The sequence below is a fragment of the Gordonia sp. i37 genome, from assembly GCF_002043085.1.
Lineage (GTDB): Bacteria > Actinomycetota > Actinomycetes > Mycobacteriales > Mycobacteriaceae > Gordonia > Gordonia polyisoprenivorans.
In genome coordinates, this window is record NZ_MVPX01000268.1 from 1 (window position 1) to 23854 (window position 23854).

Genomic DNA, 23854 nt, shown 5'->3' on the forward strand with positions numbered 1-23854 from the left:
GGCGCTGGAGGGCCTGACCGTCGATGCCGCCGGTCACGCGTATGCGACCGATCTGATCAGCGGACAGGTGTTCCGATTCGACCAGCCGGGCGCACCCGGCCGGGCGATCGCCCGCGTTCCCTCCGGTGGTGCCGGGGCGTTGGCCTGGGCGCCCGACGGCACGCTGCTCGTCGGTTACGGCGCCGATCCACGGGTGGTCCTCGGGGATGCGGTCCGCCCGGGTGCGATCGCGCGCCTGGATACCCGGACGAACGTCCTGCGACCGTGGGTGGGCGGACTCTCCGCCGCCGACGGGATGGATGTGGCGGCCAACGGTACCGTCTATACCACCAACGACTTCGGCAACCTCATCGGACGCGTCGCACCGAACGGTGCGGTCAATGCGCAGTGGGGATCACTACCGAGTGCCAACGGCGCCGTCCTCGGTCGCGGCGACGGATGGCTGTACGTGTCGCGCACCTTCACCAATCCGGGCGTGAGCCGGATCTCGACGGCGAATCCGCGTGTCGTACAGAGTCTGCTCACCCTCGGTGGCGCGGACACCCTGGCAGCTCCCGACGGCCTGACCCTCGACTCGCGCGATCGTCCGGTGGTGCCGTTCAATGCCGGTGGGCAGATCGTCCGGATCACCGCACCCGGATCGTATTGTGTTCTGGCCCAAGGACTTCGACTGTCCAGCGTGCTGAGTTACGGCCGCGGGGACCGCGGCTTCTCGGCGGGCCGGCTCTACCGTGCCGGTTTCGACGGCCGGATCTATGAGATCCCCGGCGGGTTCGACGCCGGGGCGGTCGCCGCGTTCCCGGGTAGGTGACGGGCGACGAGCCACGTCGTCACCAGTGCGACACCGGAGAGCCAGGCGGTCAGTTCCGGGGTGAGGACCAGAAGCGAGATCAGTCCGACGACCCCGGCCACCGCGATCGCCTGAAGCTTGTGCACCGGCCACGCCACGCCCGCGACGTCGACGGTGCGCACCGCGCGAGCATGCTCACGAACGGGATTCATCTCGATCATCGCGGTCATCTGCGCACTCCTGCCGACGCGTCTTCGTTCTGCCGTGATACCGAATATAGCACTACCATCACTCAAAGTTTCGGCGAGCCGAAACCAGGGTTTCGTGCGATGGTTCGGTACGCGGACGCACCGGTCTCAGCGGCTGCGCTGCAGCGTGTCGAGCAGTTCGTGATACGGACCGACCAGGTACGCGGTGTCCTCGGCGGCCAGCCGGTCGTCGCGTCGGGGATGCAGCACGGTCCCGGATCGCCGGATGATCGCGATGATGCGGGTCCGTGTGGGCAGGTCGGCGAGCAGCATGCCGTCGAGGACGCTGCCCCGCCGGACGAACAGGCCGCCGACCATGAATGAATACCGTCCGACCGAGAACGTGGAGATGACCTGCAGGCCGAGTGCCGCCCCGATGAACCAGGGCGCGGCGAGTTCGACGGTGGACCGCACGTTCTCGAACCCGAAGCGGTGCGCGACCGCCGCACCCAACGACTGGTCGTAGACGCGGAGCACCACCGGAACGCCGGCCCGTCCCCCCGACCGGGACCAGCGCCGTCCGAGCACCTCACGCAGGATGATGCCGGTCTCGATGTTCACCATGTCGTCGTGGGTGAGCACGGCCACCGCGTATGCGCGGTCGATACCGGCATCGGCGAGTGTGCGCCGCAGCGTCGCGTCCCCGATGATCACCGGGATGTCGAGTTCGGCCGCCACCTCGAGGAAGCGGTTGTCGTCGTTGCGTTCGACCACGACCACCTCGTGTCCGAGCGCCCGCAGGTCGGTCGCCACCCGGATGCCGAAGGACCCCAACCCCACGACCAGGATGTGACCGGCCATGTCTCGGACGCGCCGACGTGCGGCGGACGCACCGATCCGGCGGGACAGCAACAGGTCGGCGACGAAGGCCATCAACACCGCGGTGGTGGTGACACCGGCGAACATCAGACCGATCGCGAACAATCGCAACCAGGTCGGCTGACCGACGAAGCTGAAATCGCCGTAACCGACCGTCGCGATGGTCTCGGTGGAGAAGTAGAGCGCATCGACCAGGCTCATCCCCGGCCGGTGATAGGTGAAGCGCAGCAGGATGGTGGCAAAAGCCAACAGTGTCAACGACACACCCAGCGCGCGAAAGAGGTTCGGGTTGACGTCGTCGCGGAACGCACGGACGGCGCCGAGCGCGCGCAGCGGGAGCGGACGGCGTGAGCGCGTGCGTCGCCGGTCCGGGGCGATCTCCACACCCTGCGCGGCGAGGTCGTCGACAGTGCCGATCATCGCGACCCAATCCCCCGGTTCGACCGGCAGATCGCGGCCCGGGCACGGCACGACCGACTCCGCACCCGATCCGGATCCGGCGCGCAGAACGGCCACCGGCGCGAGGTCGCCGTAGAGCTCGCGCAGCGTGCCGGCACTCGGGGCATGGGCCCCGGACACCACGAACTCGTTGCCCGCCACCGGGATCGAGTGCGTCGTACGTCCCAGACATGCCTCGACGACCGACGGGGCGGCGAGTTCGGCGACGTCGAGTACGGCGCCCGGCCCGTTGCCCGAGGCGACCGCGTCGCGCAGCACCGCATTGGACAGGTTGGCGACCACCCGCACGTGCGGATCGAGAGTGCGTGCCAGCAGGGCGATCTCGAGGTTCACCGCGTCATCCGACCCGGCGCACACCACTGCCGCGGCCTGCCCGACGTCGGCGTCGGCGAGGTCACCGGGTGCCGACAGCGTGATGATGCGCGCTCCGGCACTGGCGAGTTCCTCGGTGACCCGCAGCGTCAGCGCGTCGTCACCGTGCACGATGATGTGACCGGGCATTTCGCAGAGCGTACCCGTGGCACGCCCGGCACGCGTGCCGACACCGGGCGTCCCCGGGGCCGGCCCGGGCAGCTCAGCCCAGGCAGCTCGGACCGAGCAACGCTTTGAGGTCACCCATGAGCGCCGAACTCGGGGTCACCCGCAACGATTCGGTCAGGCACAGCAGCGTCGAGCGGTCGTCGGAGACGAGGGTGACGTGAACGTCGGCGGTCCCGGGATGGCGGGTCAACACCTGCTTGAGTGCGGCGACCCGATCCGGCGTGCACAGTCGGCTCGGCAACGTCAGGGCGACCGGCTTGGTCGTGCCCGCCACGTCGAGGTCGGGGACGGCGAGGTCATTGGCGCTGATCATCATTTTGTCGTCGTCGCGCAGGGTCACGCGAGCCTTGATGAGCACGATGTTGTCCGGAGCGATGTCCATGCCGTACGCCAGGAACGAACGTGGGAAGAAGTAGACCTCCACGCCACCGACCATGTCCTCGAGGGTGATCGCGGCCCACGGTTCGCCCTTCTTGTTCACCCGGCGGGTGACCGTGGAGATGATGCCGCCGATCGTGATCTGCGCACCGTCGGACACATTGCCCTCGAGCAGTTGGGTGATCGAGGTGTCGGTCTGCGCGGCGATGGCGTGCTCGACGCCGGCCAACGGATGCCCGGATACGTAGAGCCCCAACATCTCTCGCTCCAGGGTGAGCTTGTGTTTGGTGTCCCACTCCTGGTCGGGGACGGGCACCGCGAACACCTCGGCGAGACTGTCGTCGGCCGACTCGTCGCCACCGCCGAACAGATCGAACTGCCCGATCGCCTCGGCCTTCTTGGTGCCGATCACCGATTCGACCGCCTCGGTGTGGATCAGGAACAGACCCTTGCGCGGATGGCCGAGCGAGTCGAAGGCGCCGGCCTTGATCAGCGACTCGGTGACCTTCTTGTTGCAGGCGGTGACGTCGATCTTGTTGAGGTAGTCGGAGAAGTTCGCGAACTTCCCCTTCGACTCCCGGGCCTCGAGGATCGAGCCGACGACCCCGGACCCGACGTTGCGGATCGCGGCCAGACCGAAGCGGATGTCGGTGCCGACGGCGGCGAAGTTGCGCTGCGACTCGTTGACGTCGGGCGGCAACACGGTGATGCCGAGCTTGCGGCAATCGGCCAGGTAGATCGCGGCCTTGTCCTTGTCGTCACCGACCGAGGTGAGCAGACCGGCCATGTACTCGGCGGGATAGTTGGCCTTGAGGTAGGCGGTCCAGAAGGAGACCAGGCCGTAGCCCGCGGCGTGCGATTTGTTGAACGCATACCCGGCGAACGGCAACACCGTGTCCCAGAGGGCGGTGATCGCCGCCTGCGAGAACCCGTTGTTGCGCATGCCCTCGGCGAAGCCGTCGTAGGCCTCGTCGAGGATTTCCTTCTTCTTCTTGCCCATCGCGCGTCGCAGCAGGTCTGCTTGTCCGAGCGAGTAGCCGGCGACCTTCTGCGCGATCTGCATGATCTGCTCTTGGTAGACGATCAGGCCATAGGTCTCGGAGAGGATCTCCTTGAGCGGTTCCTCGAGTTCGGGGTGAATCGGCCGGATCTGCTGCAAACCGTTCTTGCGCTTGGCGTAGTCGGTGTGCGCGTTGACACCCATCGGGCCCGGGCGATACAGCGCGAGGACGGCGACGATGTCCTCGAAACCGGTGGGCTGCATCATCTTCAGCAGTTCGCGCATGGCCGCGCCGTCGAGCTGGAACACGCCGAGCGTGTCGCCCCGGGCGAGGAGCTCGTAGGTCTTCGGGTCCTCGAGCGGCAGCGTGTCGAGGTCGAGGTCGATCCCGCGGTTGAGCTTGATGTTCTCCAGGGCGTCACCGATGACGGTGAGGTTGCGCAGTCCCAGGAAGTCCATCTTCAGCAGGCCGATCGCCTCGCACGAGGGATAGTCCCAGCCGGTGATGATCGCGCCGTCCTGGGCGCGCTTCCACACCGGGATGGCGTCGGTGAGCGGCTCCGAGGACATGATCACCGCGCAGGCGTGGACGCCGGCATTGCGGATCAGGCCCTCGAGGCCGAGGGCGGTGTCGTAGATCTTCTTGACGTCGGGGTCGGTCTCGATGAGCGTGCGCACCTCGGTGGCCTCGCCGAACCGCTCGTGCTCGGGGTTGGTGATCCCCCAGACCGGGATGTCCTTGGCCATGATGGGCGGCGGCAGGGCCTTGGTGATGCGGTCGGCGATCGCGAAGCCGGGCTGGCCGAACTGGACCCTGGCCGAGTCCTTGATCGCGGCCTTGGTTTTGATCGTGCCGAAGGTGATGACCTGGGCGACCTTGTCGCTGCCCCACCGTTCGGTGGCGTAGCGCACCATCTCACCGCGGCGGCGGTCGTCGAAGTCGATGTCGATATCGGGCATCGACACACGTTCGGGGTTGAGGAATCGCTCGAAGAGCAGTCCGTGCGGGATCGGGTCGATGTTGGTGATGCCCAGCGCCCACGCGACCAGCGAACCGGCCGCCGACCCGCGGCCCGGGCCGACGCGGATGCCGACCTCCTGCGCGTGCCGGATGAGGTCGCCGACCACCAGGAAGTAGGCCGGGAATCCCATCTGGATGATGACGTCGAGTTCGTAGTTCGCACGCTCCTGGTACTCCGCGGGCACCTCGGAGTCGGGGAAGCGACGTTCCTTGAGGCCCTTGGCGACCTCCTTGCGCAGCCAGGTCTCCTGGGAATCGCCCTCGGGCACCGGGAAGACCGGCATCCGGTCGCGGTGGGTGAAGACGTCGGCGTAGCTCTGCACCCGCTCGCCGATCTCCAGGGTGTTGTCGCAGGCACCGGGCACGACCGAATCCCACTGCGCCCGCATCTCCTCGGCCGACTTCAGGTAGTAGCCGTCACCGTCGAACTTGAAACGGGTGGGATCGGAGAGGGTCTTGCCGGTCTGCACGCACAGCAGCGCCTCGTGCGCGGCAGCGTGCTCCTTGGTGACGTAATGGCAGTCGTTGGTGACGATGGGTTTGATGCCGAGTTTGCGACCGATCTCGAGCAGTCCGTCGCGGACCCGGCGCTCGATCTCCAGGCCGTGTTCCATCAGCTCGAGGTAGAAGTTCTCCTTGCCGAAGATCTCCTGCCACTTCGCGGCCGCCTCGAGAGCTTCACGTTCGTGACCGAGCCGCAGCCGCGTCTGCACCTCGCCCGACGGGCAGCCGGTGGTGGCGATGATCCCCTCGGCGTGCGCGGCGATGATCTCGGCGTCCATCCGCGCCCACTTGCCCAGCTGTCCCTCGATCGACGCCAACGACGAGAGCTTGAACAGGTTGCGCAGACCCGTGGCGTTCTCGGCGACCATCGTCATGTGGGTGTAGGCGCCCGAGCCGGAGACGTCGTCGTCCTTCTGGTCGCGGGTACCCCACAGCACACGTTTGGTGTTGAAGCGCGACTCCGGGGCGATGTAGGCCTCGATGCCGATGATGGGCGTGATGTCGTTTTTCACAGCGGTGTTGTAGAACTCGCTGGCACCGAACATGTTGCCGTGGTCGGTCATACCGATCGCGGTCATCCCCAGGCGCTTGGCCTCGGCGAACAGCGGCGACACCTTGGCCGCGCCGTCGAGCATCGAGTACTCGGTGTGGTTGTGCAGGTGAACAAACGAGTCTGCCACGGACGCTTCTCACCTCTGGTGCGAGTCTTTGGGATAGGGCGTCACCAACTCTAGGCGCTGCGACCGACAGCCACGCCCGGGCGCGCCGCTGCGGGAAAGCTGTGGCAGGTGAGGCGCCGCACGCGGTGTGTCGGCGTCGGTGTGTCACGCACCGGCGTGTCGAATCGCCTCGCCGGTCCGGGCGACTCTCAGCCGTCGCGCAGCACGTCGAGCGCGTGCTGCAGATCCTTCGGATACGGGCTGGTGTATTCGACATGGCGACCGTCGGCGGGATGGGCGAACCCCAGCGACCGCGCGTGCAGCCACTGGCGGTCGAGACCCAGACGCGCGGCGAGCACCGGGTCGGCCCCATAGGTGAGATCACCACAACACGGATGGTGCAGGGCCGAGAAGTGCACCCGGATCTGATGGGTGCGGCCGGTCTCGAGATGGATGTCGAGCAGCGACGCCGCCGCGAACATCTCGAGGGTGTCGTAGTGGGTGATGCTCGGCTTGCCGCCCGCGGTGACCGCGAACTTCCAGTCGTTGCCGCGATGGCGGCCGATCGGGGCGTCGATGGTTCCCTCGGGCGGATCGAGGTGTCCCTGCACCAGCGCGTGATACCCCTTGTCGACCTCGCGGTCCCGGAAGGCGCGCTTGAGCAGCGAATACGCACGCTCGGACACCGCGACCACCATCAGTCCGGAGGTGCCGACGTCGAGCCGGGACACGATGCCCTGCCGCTCGGAGGCACCCGAGGTGGAAATCCGATAGCCCGCGGCGGCGAGCGCACCGACGACGGTCGGCCCGCTCCAACCGACCGAGGGATGTGCGGCGACCCCGACCGGTTTGTCGACGACGATGATGTCGGAGTCGTGATAGACGACCGAGAGGTCTTCCACCGGCGTGGGCTCGACCCGCAGCGGCTCGGTCGGCGCGGGCAGCAGCACATCGAGCCAACCGCCGGCGACCAGTTTGTGGGACTTGCCGACCGCGACGCCGTCGACGGTGACCTCGCCGTCGTCGGCGAGACGGCCCACGACCGTGCGCGACAAGCCCAGGAGCCGCGCCACCCCGGCATCGGCCCGCATCCCGTCGAGGCCGTCGGGAATGGGCATCGCCCGCGACTCACGCATCGGCGTTCCTCCCGGTCTCGGTGTCCGTGTTGGTCTCGGTGTTCTTGTTGGTCTCGGTGTTCTTGTTGGTCTCGGTGTTCTTGTTGGTCTCGGTGTCACTGCCGGCGCCGGTGTCCCGGTGATCGCCCTCCGCCGGCTGGTCGTCGGGGTCCGGGTCGTTGCGGGCCGCCCAGCCCGAGCGGGTGCCGTCGTGGTCGTATCCGAGCAGCGACAGGATCACCAGCAGCACCGCCCCGCACACGACCGCCGAGTCCGCGACGTTGAACACCGGCCACCAGCCCACCGACACGAAGTCGACGACATGCCCGCGCAGCGGGCCCGGCGCCCGGAAGATCCGGTCGATCAGATTGCCCAGTGCCCCACCGAGAACCAGGCCCAGTCCGAGAATCCACCAGCCCGATCGGAGGCGGCCGGCATAGCGGATGATGACCGCCACGACCGCCAGGGCGATCAACGTGAGAACCCAGGTGTAACCGGTCGCCATCGAGAACGCCGCGCCACTGTTGCGCACCAGACGCAGGGTCACGGTGTCGCCGATGATCCGCACCGGCTCGCCCGGTGTGATCAGGGCCACCACAAGGGTTTTGGTGATGACGTCGAGAGCGACGACGGTACCGGCGATGGCGGCCAGAACGGCGAGTACCTTCGCGCCGCGATGCGTGCGGGGCGCCGTCGTCGCGGTCGTCATCTGCTCGTCGGCACCCGAGGTGGTGCCGTTGGTCGCTGAGTCGTCCACCCGTCCATCATCCCTGACGCGTGCAATACGCTGACTGCCGTGTCCCCCACGCCCGCTTCGTCCAGGATCGCCGCACGCCCGATCCGGCGCAGGCGCCGCCTGCCACGCAGACCGGCCGCCGCGGTTTGGGTGACCATCCTCACCGGCGCGCTGGCGGTGAGCGCGTGTGGCTCCGGCACCGATACCGCAGCGTCGTCGCAACCACCGACCCCGTCCGGGCCGTGTGCCGCCGACCCCGGTACGGGCCTGACCCAGGCCACGCCGATCCCGATCCCGTCCGCGACCGTCACGCTCACCTCCCCCGGCGCGGCTCCCACCCGAGTCGCCACACCCGCACCCGACGTCGGTTCGGCACAGCAGGTGACGCTGTCGACCACCTCGAGCGAGGTCTCCACCACCGCGCAGACCACCCAGGAGGTCACCACCCCGCTGACCGCCCGGTTCGGCTGCACGGCGACCTCCGAACTGCACCTCGTCCTCGGAACACCGACCTCCACGCAGCCCGAACTGACCGACCAGCTCGCGAAGGCGAAGGGCAGCGTCGCCGGGATCGCCTTCGGGCCGGCGCTGAGCCCGATGTCGCTACGTCTGCGGCCGACCGACGCGTCGTCGGCGCCCGCACGTCGTGCGCTCGAACAGTCGCTGGTGCAGACCCTGCAGGATTCGATCGTGCTACCCACCGACCCGATCGGCGTCGGCGCGACGTGGCGTAGCGAACGCACCGTCGTCGGCGCCGCCACGGTGACGCAGACCATCGAGGCGCGGCTGAGCGCGTGGGACGGAAATCGCCTGACCATCTCCTTCACCGCCGAGGAGTCACCGATCAACTCGGTGTTCACCATCCCCGGCGGCAACACCACCCTGACGATCGCCCGGTATTCCTATTCCGGGTCCGGGGAGATCACCGTCGACCTGACCCGCGGATTGCCGGTCGGCGGGCATGCCGACTACAGCGGTGCGCGAGAACTGGTCGGCGCCGACCCCGACCAGCCGCTACTACAACGCATCGGGTTCAGCGTGAACTGGAAGTGACCTGTCGGGCCGCACACCTCCATCGCCCCGAGCCCCGAGCTCATCGGAATCGCCGCCACCGCAGAAACGCCGCAGGGCCCCGACTCGAGGAGTCGGGGCCCTGCGCTCGTTGATCAAGTGCGCGATCAGCTCGACGGACGCGTGCTCGACGACGTCGGGCACATCGCGCTGGTCACACCATTGGTGGTGATCAGCGGGCAGACGAAGCTGCTGGCCAGCTTCCAGCGCCCACCGTCGTAGACGATCTGCGCGTCGATGTCCTGCGGCTGCTGGTCGGGCAGTTTGACCTGCACCCGAACACTCGCCCGGTTGGGTCCATCGGTGGTCACCGGACCGCGGATCTGATACGTGACGTCCGGGTTCTCCTTGCGCGCCTGCACCAGCTTGTCGAAGACGGCCGGGTCCTTCTGCGAGTTCTGCACCAGCTGCGTCTTCTGCGCATTCGGCACGTTCGGGTCGAGCGCGGTCTGCAGCATCTGGTTCAGGGTCGCCACCGACGGCGGATTGCTCGCATCGGTGACGTTCGTCCCGCCGCCGGCGGTCGAGGCGGCGCTGCTGGTGGTGGTCTGGGCGACGGTGGGGATGTCGTCGGCACTGTCGTCGCTGCTACACGCTGCAACGCTGACGGTCACCGCGGCCGTGATCATGACGGCACCCACGAACTTCGGAAACTTCAACGATCTCCCTCACTGTCTGTGCGACCCCGCCCTCACCGGCGCGGTCATCCTTACGACTTGTCGCGGTTGCTCCCACCCTGTCCGGATGGGTCAACGGTGACACCACTATGCCAAACCGTCGCACGGCACCGGCGTGCCGGACACCACGACCACAACGGTTGACGCCGTCGGCGGGTTCCCGCAACCTGTGATCCATGGCACCCACGCCGCACGCACGCATCGCCCTGATCACCACCGGCGGCACCGTCGCGGCCCGCACCGGAACCGACGGTGCGGTGCCGGTGCTCTCCGCCGACGACCTGCTGGCCACCGCTGATGAGTCGGCCGCGCACGGGGTGCTCATCGAGGGAACGTTCGAACCACAGATCGTTCCGGTCGATCTGATGTCGGTGGACAGTTCGGCGATGACACCGACCGAACAGTTCCGCGTGGTCGCCGCGATCGCCGACGCGCTCGCCGACCCCGACATCGACGGGGTGGTGGTGACCCATGGCACCGACACGATGGAGGAGACCGCCTTCCTCGCCGACCTCGTCGCCGCCGATCCCCGCCCGGTGGTCTTCACCGGCGCGCAACGCCCGGCCGACGACCCGCACGCCGACGGCCCGGCCAACATCGCGTCGGCGTTGGCGCATGCCGCCGATCCGGACTCGCGCTCGCTCGGGGTGCAGATCGTCCTCGGCGGTCGGATCACCGCGGCGCGCGGGGCGTTCAAGGCCTCCACGGTCGATCTCGATGTCTTCGATTCCGTGCACGATTCGTTGCCACGACCATTGCTGACCGGTCCACTGCCGGGAGGCCGTCCGGTCCGCGTCGACGCCTACACCTTGTATCCGGGTGTCTCACCGGGACTCATCGCCGCATCGGTGTCGCAGAACGCCGCGGGCATCGTGCTCGCCGGGACCGGTTCGGGCAACACCCATCCCGACATCACCGCCGAGGTCAGCCTGGCGCGGCAGCGCGGGGTGGTCGTGGTCGTCACCACCCGGGTGCCCTACGGCCCGGTGGTTGCCACCTACGGCGGCGGAGGTGGCGCGGTGGATCTCGAGCGTGCCGGGGCGATCGTCTCGAGATGGCTGCGCGCACCTCAGGCACGCGTGGCCCTGCAGGCGCTGCTCACCACCGGCTGCGACGCCGACGAGGTCGCCGACTTCTTCTCCGCATCCGAGCCGCGGGACGACTGAGCGCCTGGGCGACTGGGCGATTGCGCGCCGGGAGCCCGTGCGCTCACCCGCTCGACCAGTCCAGACTGTCGATCGGGTCCGCACGGCGCAGATCGGGATCGTCGGCGGCGAAGGTACGCGCCGGACCGGGCCCGGTGGTCCTGGTTTCGAACCGCACGGTGACCACACCGTGCCCGGCACCCTGCACCCAACCGTGCCCGTGGTCGCGGTGGGTCACATCGTTGCCGGTCGCCCACTCGTTGCGCGGCGCTGCGTTCGCTGCACCGCCGCCCGCCCCCGTGCCGCCACCGTCCTCGATGCCGTCACCGCCGTCACTGTTCTCGATGCCGTCGGCACCGGGCGCGGACTCCGTGGTGCGCGTGGACATGCCGGGCACCTGCCCGGCCGGGGCCGCGACGTCGTCGAACAACGCATACTGCTCGGTGTCACTGAGACCGGAATAGCCCACTCCGACAAGGCGAATCGGTCCAATCGACTCGGGATCGAGGGCCAGGCGCCGGGCCACCGCGGTGAGTGAGTCGAGATCGCTGGTGGCCGCGGGCAGCGTGAAACTGCGGGTGAGTACCGACATGTCGGCACGTTTGAGTTTGAGCACGACGGTGCGGGCACCACGCCCGTCGGCGACGAGCCGACGGTGCGCGTCGGCGGCCGACCGATCGATCGCCGGCCGCAGTCCCGCCATGGACACGATGTCGGCGGCGAAGGTGGATTCGGCCGAGATCTGTTTGGCCGCAGCACGTTCGGTGACCGGCCGATCGTCGATGCCCTGAGCGAGCCGGTGCAGCGCCGGACCGATGGTGGAACCGAGCACCGAGGCGACCTCGACCTCCGACAGGGCCGCGAGGTCGCCGATCGTGTCGATACCCAACCGGGACAGACGATCCCCGGACACCGGTCCGATCCCCCACAGTTTTCGGACCGGTAGCGCATGCAGGAACGCCAGTTCACGGCTGGGCGAGATCACCATCACGCCATCGGGTTTGGCCATCCCGGAAGCGATCTTGGCGATCTGCTTGCCCGAGCCGAAACCCACCGACGCGGCCAGGCCGACCTCGTCGCGGATGCGCCGCCGGATATCGTCGGCGAACGCGTGTGCCTGCGCGGCGGTGCATCCGACGAGCACCTCGGGTTCGGCGAACGCCTCGTCGAAGGACAACATCTCGATCACACCCACCGTCTCGCGGACGAGCGCGAAGATCCGCTCACTGACAACCCGATAGACGGCGCCGCGCGGCGGGAGCACCACCGCGGACGCGCCGACGAGTCGGCGCGCCTGATGCATAGGCATCGCCGACGACGCACCGTAGGCCCGCGCCGCATAGCTCGCACCCGCAACCACTCCCCGCCCACCGATACCGCCGACCAGCACCGGCCTGCCCCGCAGGGTCGGGCGCGTGAGCTGTTCGACGGAGGCGAAGAAGGCGTCCATGTCGAGATGCATCACCCACCGCTCGCTGCGCTCGGTGCCATCCTGCTCGCTGCGCTCGGTGCGATCCCGCTCGCTGCGCTCGGTGTCCCCGCGGTCGCTGCGCTCGGTGGCGTCATCCCGACCGGCGATCCCCGGGACTCTTGCAGACTCCGACACCCTTGCAGACTAAGTCCTGCCCCGCCCGCCGATCGTCACGGCGTCGGCACACCTGGCAGCGGACGGTCAGGCGGCAGAGACGGCGAAGACCGGGATCTGTTCGGCATGCTCCGCGAGCTGCGCCTCGGTCGCGTCGACCCCGAGTCCCTCCGGCAGGAACCGCCCGACCTCCCACCCCCACTTGTCGAGGTAGCGACGGATGATCGCGGCCCGGTCGGCCGCGGGCACTTCGACGAGCACAACCCGGCGCGAGCGCCGGCCACGACGCAGTTCACCCGAACCCGCCACGCGCGCATTGCGGACCCATTGCGTGGCGCCACGCACCGCCACCAGGTACTCGACGCCGTCGAGGACAAGTGGATTGACCGGAATCCTCTGCGGCGCACCGGAGGTGCGACCGATCACGGTCAGGGTCTGGGCGCCGGCGAGTGAGAAGCCGTGGTCGGTCAGCCAGCGGACGAGGGCATTCATTCGGGAATCGGTCGTCGTGGGCGGGAGGTAATGGGTCATCGGGGACCACCTTTCGTCGAAGAGAGCACCGCTCTCGTTTCGAGTATGCGCGCGCCCGATCCAAAAAACAAGAGCAATGCTCTCGCATTGTGCGATGATGGTCGCCATGCCCGGACCGACGACACGCGCCCCCCGCCCCCGAGCCGAGAACCGGCAGACGATGGAGACCGAGATCCTGCGGCTCGGTCGAGAACATCTGAGCACCCACGGCGCCGCGGGACTGTCTCTGCGCGCGATCGCGCGGGAACTCGGCGTGGTCTCCTCGGCGGTCTACCGCTACGTCCCCAGTCGCGACGAACTGCTCACCCGGCTGCTCGTCGAGGGGTACACCCATCTCGCCGAGTCGGTCGACGCCGCCACCGACCGTATCGACACCGAGGACCATCGCGGCCGGATCATGGCTGCTGCCAAGGCAATCCGGATCTGGGCCGTCGACGACCCGGCGCGCTGGGCACTCCTCTACGGCAGCCCCGTCCCCGGATATGCGGCGCCCGCCGACCGTACCGTCACCCCCGGCACCCGCGTGATCGCACGGCTCATCGCCGAACTCGCAGCCGCACACGACGCAGGCGTCCTCGCCACCCCGGACTACGAGGTCTCCCCCGCGCTGTCGGCCGATCTCGACGCCATCCGCATCGAGTTCGGCAACGACCTACCCGATGCCGCCCTCGTCACCGGCACCCTGCTGTGGGCCGCGGTGATCGGGGCCACCTCGCTGGAGGTGTTCGGCCAATACGGCTCGGAGACGTTCTCCGTTCCCGAGCACCTGTTCACCGCCCAGATCGACGCGGTCCTGTCATCGGTGTTCCGCTGACGGAGGTGCCTCGACGGCAGTCGCGACGCGTACCCGCTCGGCGATCCATCCGTACGACGAGAGCGCCTTGACGTCGTCGTCGACGTCGTACCCGTGATCGGCGTCGGGGACCTCGAGGAGCCCGCGCAACGCCCCGGCGGCCTCGAGCCGCCGGGCGTATCTCCGTCCCTCCTCGGCCAGGATGTCGTTGTGCGCCACGATGACCAGAGCGGGTGCGATACCGGTGAGATCGGCCTCGTCGGCGCCGCCGGCGGGTGAGACCAGCCGGTCGGACCGCTGCGTGACGTCGGGGACGTAGGCGGCGTCGAACACCGTACCCATCCACGGTCGGAGCATCGGACGAGCCAGTGGTGAATGCTTGGCGCCCGCGGGGACCGTCAGATCCAGTGGCGGATAGTGCAGGACCTGCAACGAGATCGCTGGGCCACCGCGCTCGAGTGCGAGCCGCGCCCCGGCCGCCGCGAGCGCGCCGCCGGCACTCTGACCGCCGACGACCAGCCGGGTGCCGTCCCAACCGTGCTCGCTGCCGTGCTCGGCGATCCAGACGAGGATCTCGTGAATCTGCTCGGGCGGTTGCGGAAACCGATGCTGCGGGGCGAGAGCGTAGTACACGTTGACGACCACGACGCCGGCCTCCACCGCCAGCAGCCGACACACCGGGTCGTCCTGCTCCCTCACCCCCATGACATATCCACCACCGTGCAGGTTCACATACACCGGCGGTGTGCGGTCGGTGCGGGCCGGACGATAGATCGTTGCCGTGACCGGACCCGGAGTGCTCGGTATCCGCAGCGGCTCGGTGGTGGCTCGGTGCCCGGGGAATCGCGACCGCGCCCGAGTGGTCGTGCGCCGCGCCGCACGACCCATCCCCCACTGCATTCCCCGCGCGACGACCCGTGCCACGGTCGGGTTGGCAAGCACTGACATTCGATGCCTCCGGAGAAGTCGTGGGTTGGTCATACGGTCTCGGGTTCGCCGCTGACGCGGCCCCGCGGATCGACCCCGGTGAACCCGATGCCGACGATGAGGGTGGCGAGCAGGGCCGCGCCGACACACACCACGAAGGCCATCGAGTATGAATGATCGAGCGCATCGAAGGCAACCGACTGCAAAGGGTTGAGCGGCATGGACTTTCCGTCGACCATCACCGTCGCCGGAACCCCGTTGGCGCCCAGCGGGCCCGAGTGGACCGCGCCGACGGCTGCTTCGAGGGACTCGCGGGTGGCGCCGGACGCGTGGGCGGGCGCCGAATCGAAGGCCTGCAAGGCATTGCGAAGATCTTCGGATGCGTTGAGCTTCGCCTGGATGGCGTTGGCGGCCTGGGTCAGTGCGATCGCCCCGATCACCGACGGTCCGAGGGTGAAGCCGAAGTCGCGCAGCAGACTCGTGGTGCCGCTGGCCATCCCGGCCAGGTGCGTGGGCACGGTGTTGACGGCCACGGCGGTGACCGCCTGCAGCGCGAGCGCGAAGCCGAGCCCGACGACCGCGATCGGCGGCAGGATCAGGCCGAGCGACATCGTTGCCGCCGGGATCGACGCGGCCCAGAGGTCACCGATCGCGATCAGACCGAAACCACCCGCCATGAGCCATCGCGCGTTGTGGCGGACCAGCAGGCGGGCGACCAGCGGTGCGGTGAGCAGGGTCATGCCGTTGAGGATGACGAACGCGATCGACGTCACCAAGGGCGAAAACCCCTGGATGGCCGCCAATCTGATGCTGGTGATGTAGGCGGTGCCGAGCAACGCGAAACTGCCCAGCACGGTGGCGATCGCCGCGACGCTGAACGCCCGGTTGCCGAACAGGTCCAGACGTAACAGCGGCGCCGGTGCACGACGCTCGACGATGATGAACGCGACGGCCGACAGTGCGGCGAGGACGAATGCGCCGATGATGTCCGGGGCGCCGTAGCCGGTCGTCGACCCCTGGATCACCGCGTAGAGCAGGGCGAACAGCGAGATCGCGACGGTGATCTGACCCGGCCAGTCCAACGATCGCCCCGTGGGAGCCGAGGACGTGGTGGCCATCGTGAGCGTCACGATCAGGCACGGAACCGCGAGCACGGCCACCGCCAGGAAACCCCATCGCCAACCCGCGGTGTCGGTGCCCGCGAAGGGATAGCGGGCGAGGAAACCGCCCAGCACCGGGGACACGAAGCTGCCGGTGGCCAGCGCCGCGGCCCACACCGAGATCGCGCGGGCGCGGTCGTGGGCGTGTGCGTGCCCGCCGCGACCATCGCCAGGGTGGTGGGCATGATCGCGGCCGCGCCGACACCGGTGAGCACCTGGCCGACGAGCAGCACGGCCACTCGGATCGAGGTGTCGACGTCGGCGCCCGGGGTGAGGAAGCCGATCAGCTGACCGATACCCAGAACGATGGTGCCGATGATCCGTAATCGCTTGCGGCCGAACAGATCTCCCAGCACCCCGAAGGTGAGCTCGAACAGGGTGACCTGGACCAGGAACGCCGCGGAGATCCAGGTGAGCTGTGACGCACTGGTGCCGAGATCGTCCTGGAAGAGCCCGTTGAGCACTGCGGGCATGGCCAACGCAGCCTGCGCCAGGGCGATCGCCGCCGCCGCGGCGATCAGCGTCCGTCTGTCGAGGACGTATCTGTCGGCAACCTGTCCGGTGACGAGCGTTCTCTGGGTCATGGGCGGGACCTTTCCGAGCCGAGGAGGCGGCGTGGATGACGCTGCCCAACTATCAGCAAAGCTGATAACAGCGATACTGACGGTTTGATCACGTCCGCGCAAGAGTGTGGCGCCCACCTCCTCTCCGACGGCGGGTACCTTGCCGGGGTTGCGGCGGGGTGACGCGGCGGTTCTGCATAATCAAGGTCGAGTTCGCCACCGCTTCACGTCCGCCGCCCGCCCTACACCCTCACCGCCCCGTATCGTCACCGTCGCGAGAGAGTCACCTATGCCCACCAGCAACGCCACCCTGCTCTACCTCGTCAAGCAGCTGGAGTTGGCGGTGCGCGCCCGGATGGACGAGGTGGTCGGCGGCGAGGGACTGACACCGGTGCAATACACCGCCCTGACCGTGCTGGCGCGCCGGCCGGGGCTGACGTCGGCCGAACTCGCCCGCAATTCGTTCGTGCGACCGCAGACGATGGCCCGGATCACCGCGGTGCTCGAGGAACGGCAATTCGTCCGACGCGAGACCGACCCGCACAGCCGCAGGCAGATTCGGCTGTACCTGACCGACCACGGCCACGAGACCGTCGAACGTCTGGAGCCGGCGATCACGGCCATCGAGACCCGGATGGTCGCCGATCTCGACGAGACCGAGGTCGAGGCACTGCGGTCGGCTCTGCAGTCGAGCAGGCGTGCGCTGGGTGGGTCGGCTGCCCACTGAGATATCCCCCAGAATCTCCCCTCGAGACGCCGATCGCCCGCACGCGTGACGCATGCGGGCGATCGGGAGTACCGCGCAGCGCGGCTCAGGTGGCGGCGCGGGTGATGTCGGCGGACACACCGTCGCCGAGTTCGATGCCGCCCGGCGTGTCGGACTGTACGACCTCGAAGGCGACCGCGAGGATCTCCCCGGCGATCAGGTCGGCGTGGGTGCGGGCCCAGTCCAGACGTTCGGCGGGCACCACCAGACGCACCTCGATCCGATCCGAGACGTCGAGACCCAGCGAGCGCCGGGCCTCCTGGAGCTCGCGGACCCGGTCCTTGGCCCATCCCTCGGCCTCGAGCTCCGGAGTGACCGCGGTGTCGAGAACGACCAACCCTGCGCCCCCGGGCAATTCGGCGGTCGATTCGGGCTCCTGCGCGACGAGCCGGCGCGTGTACTCGCCGGGCTCGAGGTCGATACCGGCGGCACTGACCACCTCGGTGCCGTCGTCGGTGGTGCGCACCGCCCAGTCGCCGGCCTTGACCGCCTTGATGACCCGCTGCACGTCCTTACCCAGCCGTGGGCCCGCAGCCCGCGCGTTCACCGCGAGTTCCTGTCGGCCGTAGGCATCGGCGTCGGTGGACAGTGTCACCGACTTCACGTTCATCTCGTCGGCGATCAGGTCGGTGAACGGCTCGAGTTGCCCGGCCGTCGGCGAGGCCACGGTCAGCCCCGGCAGGGGCAGGCGCACCCGCAACTTGTTGGCCTTGCGCACACTCGACGCCGTCGAGCACACCGCCTGCACCTCGTCCATCGCCGCCACCAGCGCCGTGTCGGCGGGCAACTCGTCGGCGGTGGGCCAGTCGGTCAGGTGCACCGACCGCTCGCCGGTGAGCCCACGCCAGATCGCCTCGGTGGCCATCGGCAACAGCGGCGCGGCAAGGCGAGAGGCCACCTCGAGCACCGTGTAGAGGGTGTCGAAGGCATCGGCGTCGGCGTCCTGACCGGCCCAGAACCGGGCCCGGGACCGGCGCACATACCAGTTCGTCAGTGATTCGACGAAGCGCCGCAACGAATCACACGCGCCGGCGATGTCGTAGGCATCGAGCGCGGTGGTCATCTCGTCCCGGGTCAGCGCGAGCTTGGCCAGGATGTAGCGGTCGAGCACGTTGGTCGAATCGGTCCGCCAGCTCGCCGGCTTCTCGGCGTAGAGCGCCAAGAAACTGTAGGCATTCCACAACGGCAGCAACGCCTGTCGCACACCCTCGCGGATGCCCTTCTCGGTGACGACGAGGTTACCGCCCCGCAGCACCGGCGAGGCCATCAGGAACCAGCGCATCGCATCGCTGCCGTCGCGGTCGAAGACCTCGTTGACGTCGGGGTAGTTGCGCTTGGACTTGCTCATCTTCTGCCCGTCGTCGCCGAGCACGATTCCGTGCGCGACAACACTTTTGAATGCGGGACGATCGAAGAGCGCGGTGGCCAGCACGTGCAGGTTGTAGAACCAGCCCCGGGTCTGACCGTTGTACTCGACGATGAAGTCGCCCGGATTGTGAGGCGCCAGGCTCGCGTCGGCGTCGCCGTCGAACCAGTCGGCGTTCTCGAACGGGTAGTGCACCTGCGCGAACGGCATCGAACCCGACTCGAACCAGCAGTCGAAGACCTCGGGCACACGACGCATCGTCGACGCGCCGGTGGGATCGTCGGGATTGGGCCGGGTCAGCTCGTCGATGTAGGGCCGGTGCAGATTGTCCGGACGCACCCCGAAGTCGCGCTCGAGATCGTCGAGCGATCCGTAGACATCGGTGCGTGGATGATCCGGGTCGTCGGAGACCCACACCGGGATCGGCGCACCCCAGAACCGATTTCGGCTGATGTTCCAGTCACGGGCACCTTCGAGCCACTTGCCGAACTGGCCGTCGCGGATGTGGTCGGGCGCCCAGGTGATCTGCTTGTTGAGTTCGAGCATGCGCTCCTTGATCGGGGTGACCGCGACGAACCACGACGGAACGGCCATGTAGATCAACGGCTTTCCCGACCGCCACGAATGCGGATAGGAGTGCTCGATGGTCTCGTGCCGAAGGATGCGCCCGCTCCGCCCGTCGGGCCCGGCCTGGACGTGACCGCCACCGGCCTTGAGGTCCTTGATGATTGCCGGGTTGGCGTCGAAGACCATCTGCCCCTCATACGTCGGCACCGCCGAGGTGAACCGGCCCCCCGGATCGAGCGGCTGTACGACCTCGATGCCGTTGGCGGTGGCCAGCTCCATGTCCTCTTCACCGAACGCGGGAGCCAGGTGCACGATGCCGGTGCCGCTGTCGGTGGTGACATAGTCTCCGAGCAATACCCGATGGGAATTCAGGTGTCCGACAAAGAAATCGAAAGGCGGCAGGTAGCGCAGGTCGGCCAGCTCCGCGCCCGGGTACCGGCCGAGTTCGGTGGTGTCGCCGAGCTCGCCCGCATACGCACCCAGCAACGCCTCGGCGAGCAGGTAGTCGTGCCCGTCGGCGGCGCGCACGTGGACGTAGGTGACCTTCGGATTCACCGCGATCGCGAGGTTGCTCGGCAACGTCCACGGGGTGGTCGTCCAGATCAACGCGTTCACGCCGTCGAGCGGACTACCGGGAGCCACGAGCGGCATGGTCACCGTCACCGCCGGATCCTGTCGCATCCGGTAGGCGTCGTCGAGCTTGGACTCCTGGTTGCTCAGCGGGGTCTGCTCGTACCAGCTGTACGGCAGCACCCGATAGCCCTGGTAGATCAAGCCCTTGTCCCACAGGCGTTTGAACGCCCACATCACCGACTCCATGTAGTCGATGTCGAGGGTCTTGTAGTCGTTGTCGAAGTCGACCCAACGGGCCTGGCGGGTCACATAGTCGCGCCACTCACCGGTGTAACGCAGCACCGAGTCGCGGCAGAAGTCGTTGAACCGCTCCATGCCCATCTTCTCGATCTCCGATTTGTCGGTGATCCCGAGCTGGCGTTCGGCCTCCAATTCGGCGGGCAGACCGTGTGTGTCCCAACCGAACCGGCGTTCGACCTTCTTGCCCCGCATGGTCTGATAGCGCGGGACGACGTCCTTGACGTAGCCGGTGAGCAGATGTCCGTAGTGCGGCAGACCGTTGGCGAACGGCGGGCCGTCGTAGAACACGAACTCTTCCGCCCGGGATCGTTTCTCGACAGACGCACGGAAGGTGTCGTCGGCGTCCCAATACTGCAGCACGGTGCGCTCGACGTCGGGGAAGGACGGCGCACCACGCTCGCCGCCGGTCATGTCGACGCGCGGATAGATCCGGCTCCCGTCGTCGGTAGGCGACGACGCACCGGTCTCGGCGGACTGGGGGTTGTGCGGGGATTGACCCACGTCGGTCACGGCTGGTCTCCTCGTGCCATCTCGATGCTCCTCGGCACGGGGACGCAAACCGTTTCCGGTTGCGCGGTACCACCCCGCTTGCATCGACGACGGTCGATGCCTCTCGAGTCCCGCGCATGTGTGGTGCTGATGTCACGGGACGCGGGCTGTGACGGGCCCACCCGCCCGGTTCTACTGAGAACGACCCGACGGGGACGTTCGGTTCTTCCGGGTGCTCCCCGGTGATGGCCGGATCGACGCGCACACCAGTGTAGCCGTGCCGGACCGGGTCGGGCCAAATCGATTTCTGTCACCACGGCAGCCGGTCACCTGGGCGGACGGTCCCCTGCGTGGCAGCAACGCCGGGCGAGCCGGCCGTCACTGCTCGGGTGTCGCTACCGGGGTGTCACTGCTGGGGTATCACTGCTGGGGCGGGCGCCAGTCCGGATGCAGAGGATCGATCTTCTCCGGCCGCTCTACGGGCTCCGATTCCCCCGACTGCGTCGTGGACCCGGGATCGGAGTGCGTCCCCCGAGAGCCCTGCGGAGTCGGCGCCGGACCGGGCCGGAACCGGCCGGTCTGGGGCGGGCCGGGCGGCCGTTGTCGGCCGCGTGGATCGGAACCCGTATTCGGGCCAGCAGGGTTCGGACCAGTTGGGTTCGGGCCAGCGGGGTTCGACACAGCAGGATTGGCTACCGAGGGGTTGGATACCGGTGGCCGCGGCCGCGCGTCGGCGGCCCCGACCGACCGCAGATAGTCGGCATATCCCCGCTCGGCGGTCGAGGGCGCGGTGGGCCGGTCGGCTGCAGGTGCGCCGGGGCGAGTGGGGGGCGGAGCAGCTTGAGTCGGCACGGACTCGGGCGGACGCGGATCACTCCCGCGCGGACCCCCCGCGGTCTCGGGTGCGTCGGGAGACGAGATCACGCCTTCCCAGAGCGCCCGACGGCGATCCTCGGTCGACTGCTGATCGGAGTCCTCGTGCGGCGCGGACTCCGACTGCGGACCACTGTCCTCGGGTCGCCCGTCCTCGGGGCGCCGAGGCGTGTGCCGAGAATCGTCGGCGTCGTCGCCATCTTCGTCGACGTGCTGCGCGGCGCCGAACCCGAAGCCACCACCGGCCTCTTCATCATCGGGCTTACCGCGCCGACCACTCCAGACGATGTCGGCGACGAGAAAGATCAGCCCGACGAGGCAGACGACGATGCAGGCGATCGCAAGCCACAGGGTGCCGGTGATGAGGCCGACGACAAGTAGGACGAATCCGACAAGCGTGGCAGCCAGCGCCAGGGTCAGCACGTCATCGACCTAGTGTCGTCCCGTTCAGCTCTGCGAGTAGCTGCTGAATCCACCGTTGCCGGGATCGGTGGAGAACGACTGATCGGCCGGGCGTCCGCTCTCGACCGGTGCCGCACTACCGCGCTGTTGGAGTTCCTCGAGCTGGGATTCCAGGTAGGTCTTGAGGCGCGTACGGTACTCACGCTCGTAGATCTTGAGTTGTTCGATCCGGCCCTCGAGCACACCACGCTGCTGGTTGATGGTGCCCATGATCTCGGCGTGCTTGCGCTCGGCATCACTCTGCAGGGCGTCGGCACGTTCCTGCGCCTGACGCAGCTGCGCCTCCGAGCGGGTCTGCGCGTCGGCCAGGATGGCCTCCGACCGCTGCCGTGCATCGGCGAGCATGGCCTCGGACTTGCTCTGCGCCTCGGCGACCATCGAGTCCGACCGCTGCCGCGCGTCGGCCAGCAACGAGTCGGCCTCCTGCCGCGACGTGCTGGTCAAACGGTCGGCGGTCTCCTGCGCAAGCGCGAGGACCTTGGCCGCACGGACGTGGGCGTCGCCGTCGGCCGGTGCCGCCGCCGGAGCGGGAGCAGGCGCGGCCTGGGGTTCGGGACTGGACACCGCGAAGACCTGGGTGTGGTCCTCCGACGGCGCAGGTGCCGCAGCGGCACCCGATCGCGCTTCGGTGAGCTCGCCTTCGAGTTCTTCGACGCGTTGTTTCAGATCCGAGTTCTCGTCGATCAGACGCGCGAGTTCTGCTTCGACAAAGTCGAGGAACTGGTCCACCTCGTCTTCGTTGTAGCCGCGTTTACCGATAGGCGGTTTGCTGAACGCGACGTTGTGCACATCAGCTGGTGTCAGCCGCATGTCGGTTCCCCTCAATGTCGTTCGAGCTTGTCTTGGTCGAGCCTTGTGTCAGTAGTACTGCGTCAGTCGAGCAGTTCTGCGTCAGCCGAGCAGTTCCACGCTGTCACGTGTCCCATTACAGACTGTCACTGACCATTCATACCAGTCAAAATCTGTAACTGGCGTCTTATCCTGTCACATCTGAACCGTTCGTAGTAGGACATCGATGTCGTCCTGCAATCAAACAGTCGCTCAACCATGACATCAGCAATACGCTCTCCGGCCAAGTCCCCAGGCAGTTCGGCGACCGACTTTCTCGTTCGACCGAAGTCGGTGCCAGGTCAGATCACGAGTCACATTCCGAGCGCCGACGCCGCGGCCCCCATCCGGAACGACCCGACCACCTGCATCGCGATCACCACCAGGATCAGCACGATCATCAGCGACAGGTCGAGGCGGACCGGGCCGAGCGGAATCGGCGGGATGATCCGCCGGAACAGTTTGATCGGTGGGTCGGTCACCGTGAAGGTGATCTCGATGATCGCCACGACGATCCCCGTCGGTCGCCATTCCCGCGCGAAGGTGCGCACCAACTCCACGACGAGCCGGGCCAGCAACAGCAGCCAGTAGACGAACAGGATGTACCAGATGACTTCGAACACAATCGCCACTTCTCAAGAGTGCCTGACGTGAGGCGCCCGCGGCCGCACCGGGGTTCCGGCACGTCGCCGCGGGCGCGAGGACGGTAATTCGGGGGAATTGCCGGAAATATCGCATCGCGACGCGATATCGGGCAATTCGTACCGGTCAGGACTGGTTGTAGAACCCGGTCTCGGCGATCTTGCGCCGGTCCTCGGGCGAGACGTCGATGTCGGCGGGGGAGAGCAAGAACACCTTGGTGGCCACCTTGTCGAAGGAGCCACGCAATGCGAACGCCAGTCCGGCGGC

The 23854-nt window shown here is 68.0% G+C and carries 20 protein-coding genes and 1 pseudogene; 6 read left to right on the top strand and 15 right to left on the bottom strand.

Going from position 1 to position 23854, the window contains the following annotated elements; genetic code table 11:
• On the top strand, positions 1-811 hold an 811-nt coding region (locus tag B1964_RS13205), incomplete at its 5' end, for an SMP-30/gluconolactonase/LRE family protein (RefSeq protein WP_079930091.1).
• On the opposite strand, the gene B1964_RS13210 is transcribed toward B1964_RS13205, so the two are convergent.
• The 5 genes from B1964_RS13210 to lspA form a co-directional block, all read right to left on the bottom strand.
• Positions 754-1020, bottom strand: a complete 267-nt coding sequence (locus B1964_RS13210) for a hypothetical protein (RefSeq protein ID WP_006370479.1) — start codon at positions 1018-1020, stop codon at positions 754-756. The two genes, B1964_RS13205 and B1964_RS13210, sit on opposite strands and share 58 nt — an antisense overlap.
• A 126-nt stretch (positions 1021-1146) precedes the next feature.
• A complete protein-coding gene (locus tag B1964_RS13215; protein WP_006370480.1) occupies positions 1147-2817 on the bottom strand; it encodes an NAD-binding protein in 1671 nt (556 codons plus the stop codon).
• Positions 2818-2890: 73 nt separating this feature from the next.
• Positions 2891-6439 (bottom strand): DNA polymerase III subunit alpha, encoded by a 3549-nt coding sequence (dnaE, locus tag B1964_RS13220; protein ID WP_014360335.1) that lies wholly within the window; start codon positions 6437-6439, stop codon positions 2891-2893.
• A gap of 188 nt (positions 6440-6627) precedes the next feature.
• Complete coding sequence (locus B1964_RS13225; RefSeq protein WP_014360336.1) at positions 6628-7554, bottom strand: RluA family pseudouridine synthase; 927 nt, start codon at positions 7552-7554, stop codon at positions 6628-6630.
• Complete coding sequence (gene lspA, locus B1964_RS13230; RefSeq protein WP_238534922.1) at positions 7547-8242, bottom strand: signal peptidase II; 696 nt, start codon at positions 8240-8242, stop codon at positions 7547-7549. Before lspA ends, B1964_RS13225 begins: the two co-directional genes overlap by 8 nt.
• A gap of 177 nt (positions 8243-8419) precedes the next feature.
• On the opposite strand from lspA, the gene B1964_RS13235 reads away from it, so the two are divergent.
• Positions 8420-9322 (top strand): hypothetical protein, encoded by a 903-nt coding sequence (locus B1964_RS13235; protein WP_006370484.1) that lies wholly within the window; start codon positions 8420-8422, stop codon positions 9320-9322.
• A 125-nt stretch (positions 9323-9447) separates the two neighbouring features.
• Here the strand turns inward: B1964_RS13235 and B1964_RS13240 are convergent, their stop codons facing one another.
• Positions 9448-9999, bottom strand: a complete 552-nt coding sequence (locus tag B1964_RS13240) for a hypothetical protein (RefSeq protein WP_006370485.1) — start codon at positions 9997-9999, stop codon at positions 9448-9450.
• Between the two features lie 194 nt (positions 10000-10193).
• Between B1964_RS13240 and B1964_RS13245 the strand changes: the two genes are divergently transcribed.
• Positions 10194-11183: an asparaginase gene (locus B1964_RS13245; RefSeq protein WP_079930094.1), complete on the top strand. Its 990-nt coding sequence runs from the start codon at positions 10194-10196 to the stop codon at positions 11181-11183.
• A 43-nt stretch (positions 11184-11226) separates the two neighbouring features.
• On the opposite strand, the gene B1964_RS13250 is transcribed toward B1964_RS13245, so the two are convergent.
• Positions 11227-12768: a DNA polymerase IV gene (locus B1964_RS13250; RefSeq protein ID WP_079930095.1), complete on the bottom strand. Its 1542-nt coding sequence runs from the start codon at positions 12766-12768 to the stop codon at positions 11227-11229.
• Positions 12769-12834: 66 nt separating this feature from the next.
• Entirely contained in the window at positions 12835-13278 is a 444-nt protein-coding gene (locus B1964_RS13255) for a hypothetical protein (protein WP_020170929.1), read from the bottom strand.
• A 106-nt stretch (positions 13279-13384) separates the two neighbouring features.
• Here B1964_RS13255 and B1964_RS13260 point away from each other — a divergent pair, with 106 nt between their 5' ends.
• Positions 13385-14092 carry a TetR/AcrR family transcriptional regulator gene (locus tag B1964_RS13260; RefSeq protein WP_253193987.1) on the top strand — a complete coding sequence of 236 codons (708 nt, stop codon included), beginning with the start codon at positions 13385-13387 and terminating at the stop codon, positions 14090-14092.
• On the opposite strand, the gene B1964_RS13265 is transcribed toward B1964_RS13260, so the two are convergent.
• Genes B1964_RS13265 through B1964_RS31005 form a run of 3 tightly spaced genes read right to left on the bottom strand, consistent with a single transcriptional unit; the run spans position 14075 to position 16742 of the window.
• Positions 14075-15019, bottom strand: a complete 945-nt coding sequence (locus tag B1964_RS13265; RefSeq protein WP_172398835.1) for an alpha/beta hydrolase fold domain-containing protein — start codon at positions 15017-15019, stop codon at positions 14075-14077. The two genes, B1964_RS13260 and B1964_RS13265, sit on opposite strands and share 18 nt — an antisense overlap.
• A gap of 29 nt (positions 15020-15048) precedes the next feature.
• The gene (locus B1964_RS13270) at positions 15049-16242 is read right to left on the bottom strand and encodes an MFS transporter (protein ID WP_253193988.1); all 1194 of its coding nucleotides are present in this window, start codon (positions 16240-16242) and stop codon (positions 15049-15051) included.
• Positions 16131-16742: an MFS transporter gene (locus B1964_RS31005; protein WP_253193989.1), complete on the bottom strand. Its 612-nt coding sequence runs from the start codon at positions 16740-16742 to the stop codon at positions 16131-16133. Before B1964_RS31005 ends, B1964_RS13270 begins: the two co-directional genes overlap by 112 nt.
• A 268-nt stretch (positions 16743-17010) precedes the next feature.
• Here B1964_RS31005 and B1964_RS13275 point away from each other — a divergent pair, with 268 nt between their 5' ends.
• Positions 17011-17448, top strand: a complete 438-nt coding sequence (locus tag B1964_RS13275) for a MarR family transcriptional regulator (RefSeq protein WP_079930097.1) — start codon at positions 17011-17013, stop codon at positions 17446-17448.
• Between the two features lie 85 nt (positions 17449-17533).
• Here B1964_RS13275 and ileS read toward each other — a convergent pair whose 3' ends face one another.
• The gene (gene ileS / locus B1964_RS13280) at positions 17534-20803 is read right to left on the bottom strand and encodes an isoleucine--tRNA ligase (protein ID WP_079930099.1); all 3270 of its coding nucleotides are present in this window, start codon (positions 20801-20803) and stop codon (positions 17534-17536) included.
• Between the two features lie 957 nt (positions 20804-21760).
• On the opposite strand from ileS, the gene B1964_RS30425 reads away from it, so the two are divergent.
• Positions 21761-22036, top strand: coding sequence for a hypothetical protein (locus B1964_RS30425; protein WP_020170923.1), 276 nt, complete (start codon positions 21761-21763; stop codon positions 22034-22036).
• A 66-nt stretch (positions 22037-22102) separates the two neighbouring features.
• Here the strand turns inward: B1964_RS30425 and B1964_RS13290 are convergent, their stop codons facing one another.
• The 3 genes and pseudogenes from B1964_RS13290 to B1964_RS13300 form a co-directional block, all read right to left on the bottom strand.
• Positions 22103-22927: a DivIVA domain-containing protein gene (locus tag B1964_RS13290; protein WP_006370495.1), complete on the bottom strand. Its 825-nt coding sequence runs from the start codon at positions 22925-22927 to the stop codon at positions 22103-22105.
• 332 nt (positions 22928-23259) lie between these two features.
• Positions 23260-23577 (bottom strand): YggT family protein, encoded by a 318-nt coding sequence (locus B1964_RS13295; protein WP_014360347.1) that lies wholly within the window; start codon positions 23575-23577, stop codon positions 23260-23262.
• A gap of 136 nt (positions 23578-23713) precedes the next feature.
• Positions 23714-23854 (bottom strand): annotated as a pseudogene (locus tag B1964_RS13300) (cell division protein SepF); the annotation flags it as partial.

Excerpts from the sequence above, each read along its gene's own strand:
- B1964_RS31005 (WP_253193989.1), bottom strand. The coding sequence starts at position 16,742 with ATGACCCAGAGAACGCTCGTCACCGGACAGGTTGCCGACAGATACGTC.
- B1964_RS13275 (WP_079930097.1), top strand. The coding sequence starts at position 17,011 with ATGCCCACCAGCAACGCCACCCTGCTCTACCTCGTCAAGCAGCTGGAG.
- B1964_RS13260 (WP_253193987.1), top strand. The coding sequence starts at position 13,385 with ATGCCCGGACCGACGACACGCGCCCCCCGCCCCCGAGCCGAGAACCGG.
- B1964_RS13210 (WP_006370479.1), bottom strand. The coding sequence starts at position 1,020 with ATGACCGCGATGATCGAGATGAATCCCGTTCGTGAGCATGCTCGCGCG.
- B1964_RS13215 (WP_006370480.1), bottom strand. The coding sequence starts at position 2,817 with ATGCCCGGTCACATCATCGTGCACGGTGACGACGCGCTGACGCTGCGG.
- lspA (WP_238534922.1), bottom strand. The coding sequence starts at position 8,242 with ATGACGACCGCGACGACGGCGCCCCGCACGCATCGCGGCGCGAAGGTA.
- B1964_RS13255 (WP_020170929.1), bottom strand. The coding sequence starts at position 13,278 with ATGACCCATTACCTCCCGCCCACGACGACCGATTCCCGAATGAATGCC.
- B1964_RS13225 (WP_014360336.1), bottom strand. The coding sequence starts at position 7,554 with ATGCGTGAGTCGCGGGCGATGCCCATTCCCGACGGCCTCGACGGGATG.
- B1964_RS13290 (WP_006370495.1), bottom strand. The coding sequence starts at position 22,927 with ATGCGGCTGACACCAGCTGATGTGCACAACGTCGCGTTCAGCAAACCG.
- B1964_RS13265 (WP_172398835.1), bottom strand. The coding sequence starts at position 15,019 with ATGTCAGTGCTTGCCAACCCGACCGTGGCACGGGTCGTCGCGCGGGGA.
- B1964_RS13245 (WP_079930094.1), top strand. The coding sequence starts at position 10,194 with ATGGCACCCACGCCGCACGCACGCATCGCCCTGATCACCACCGGCGGC.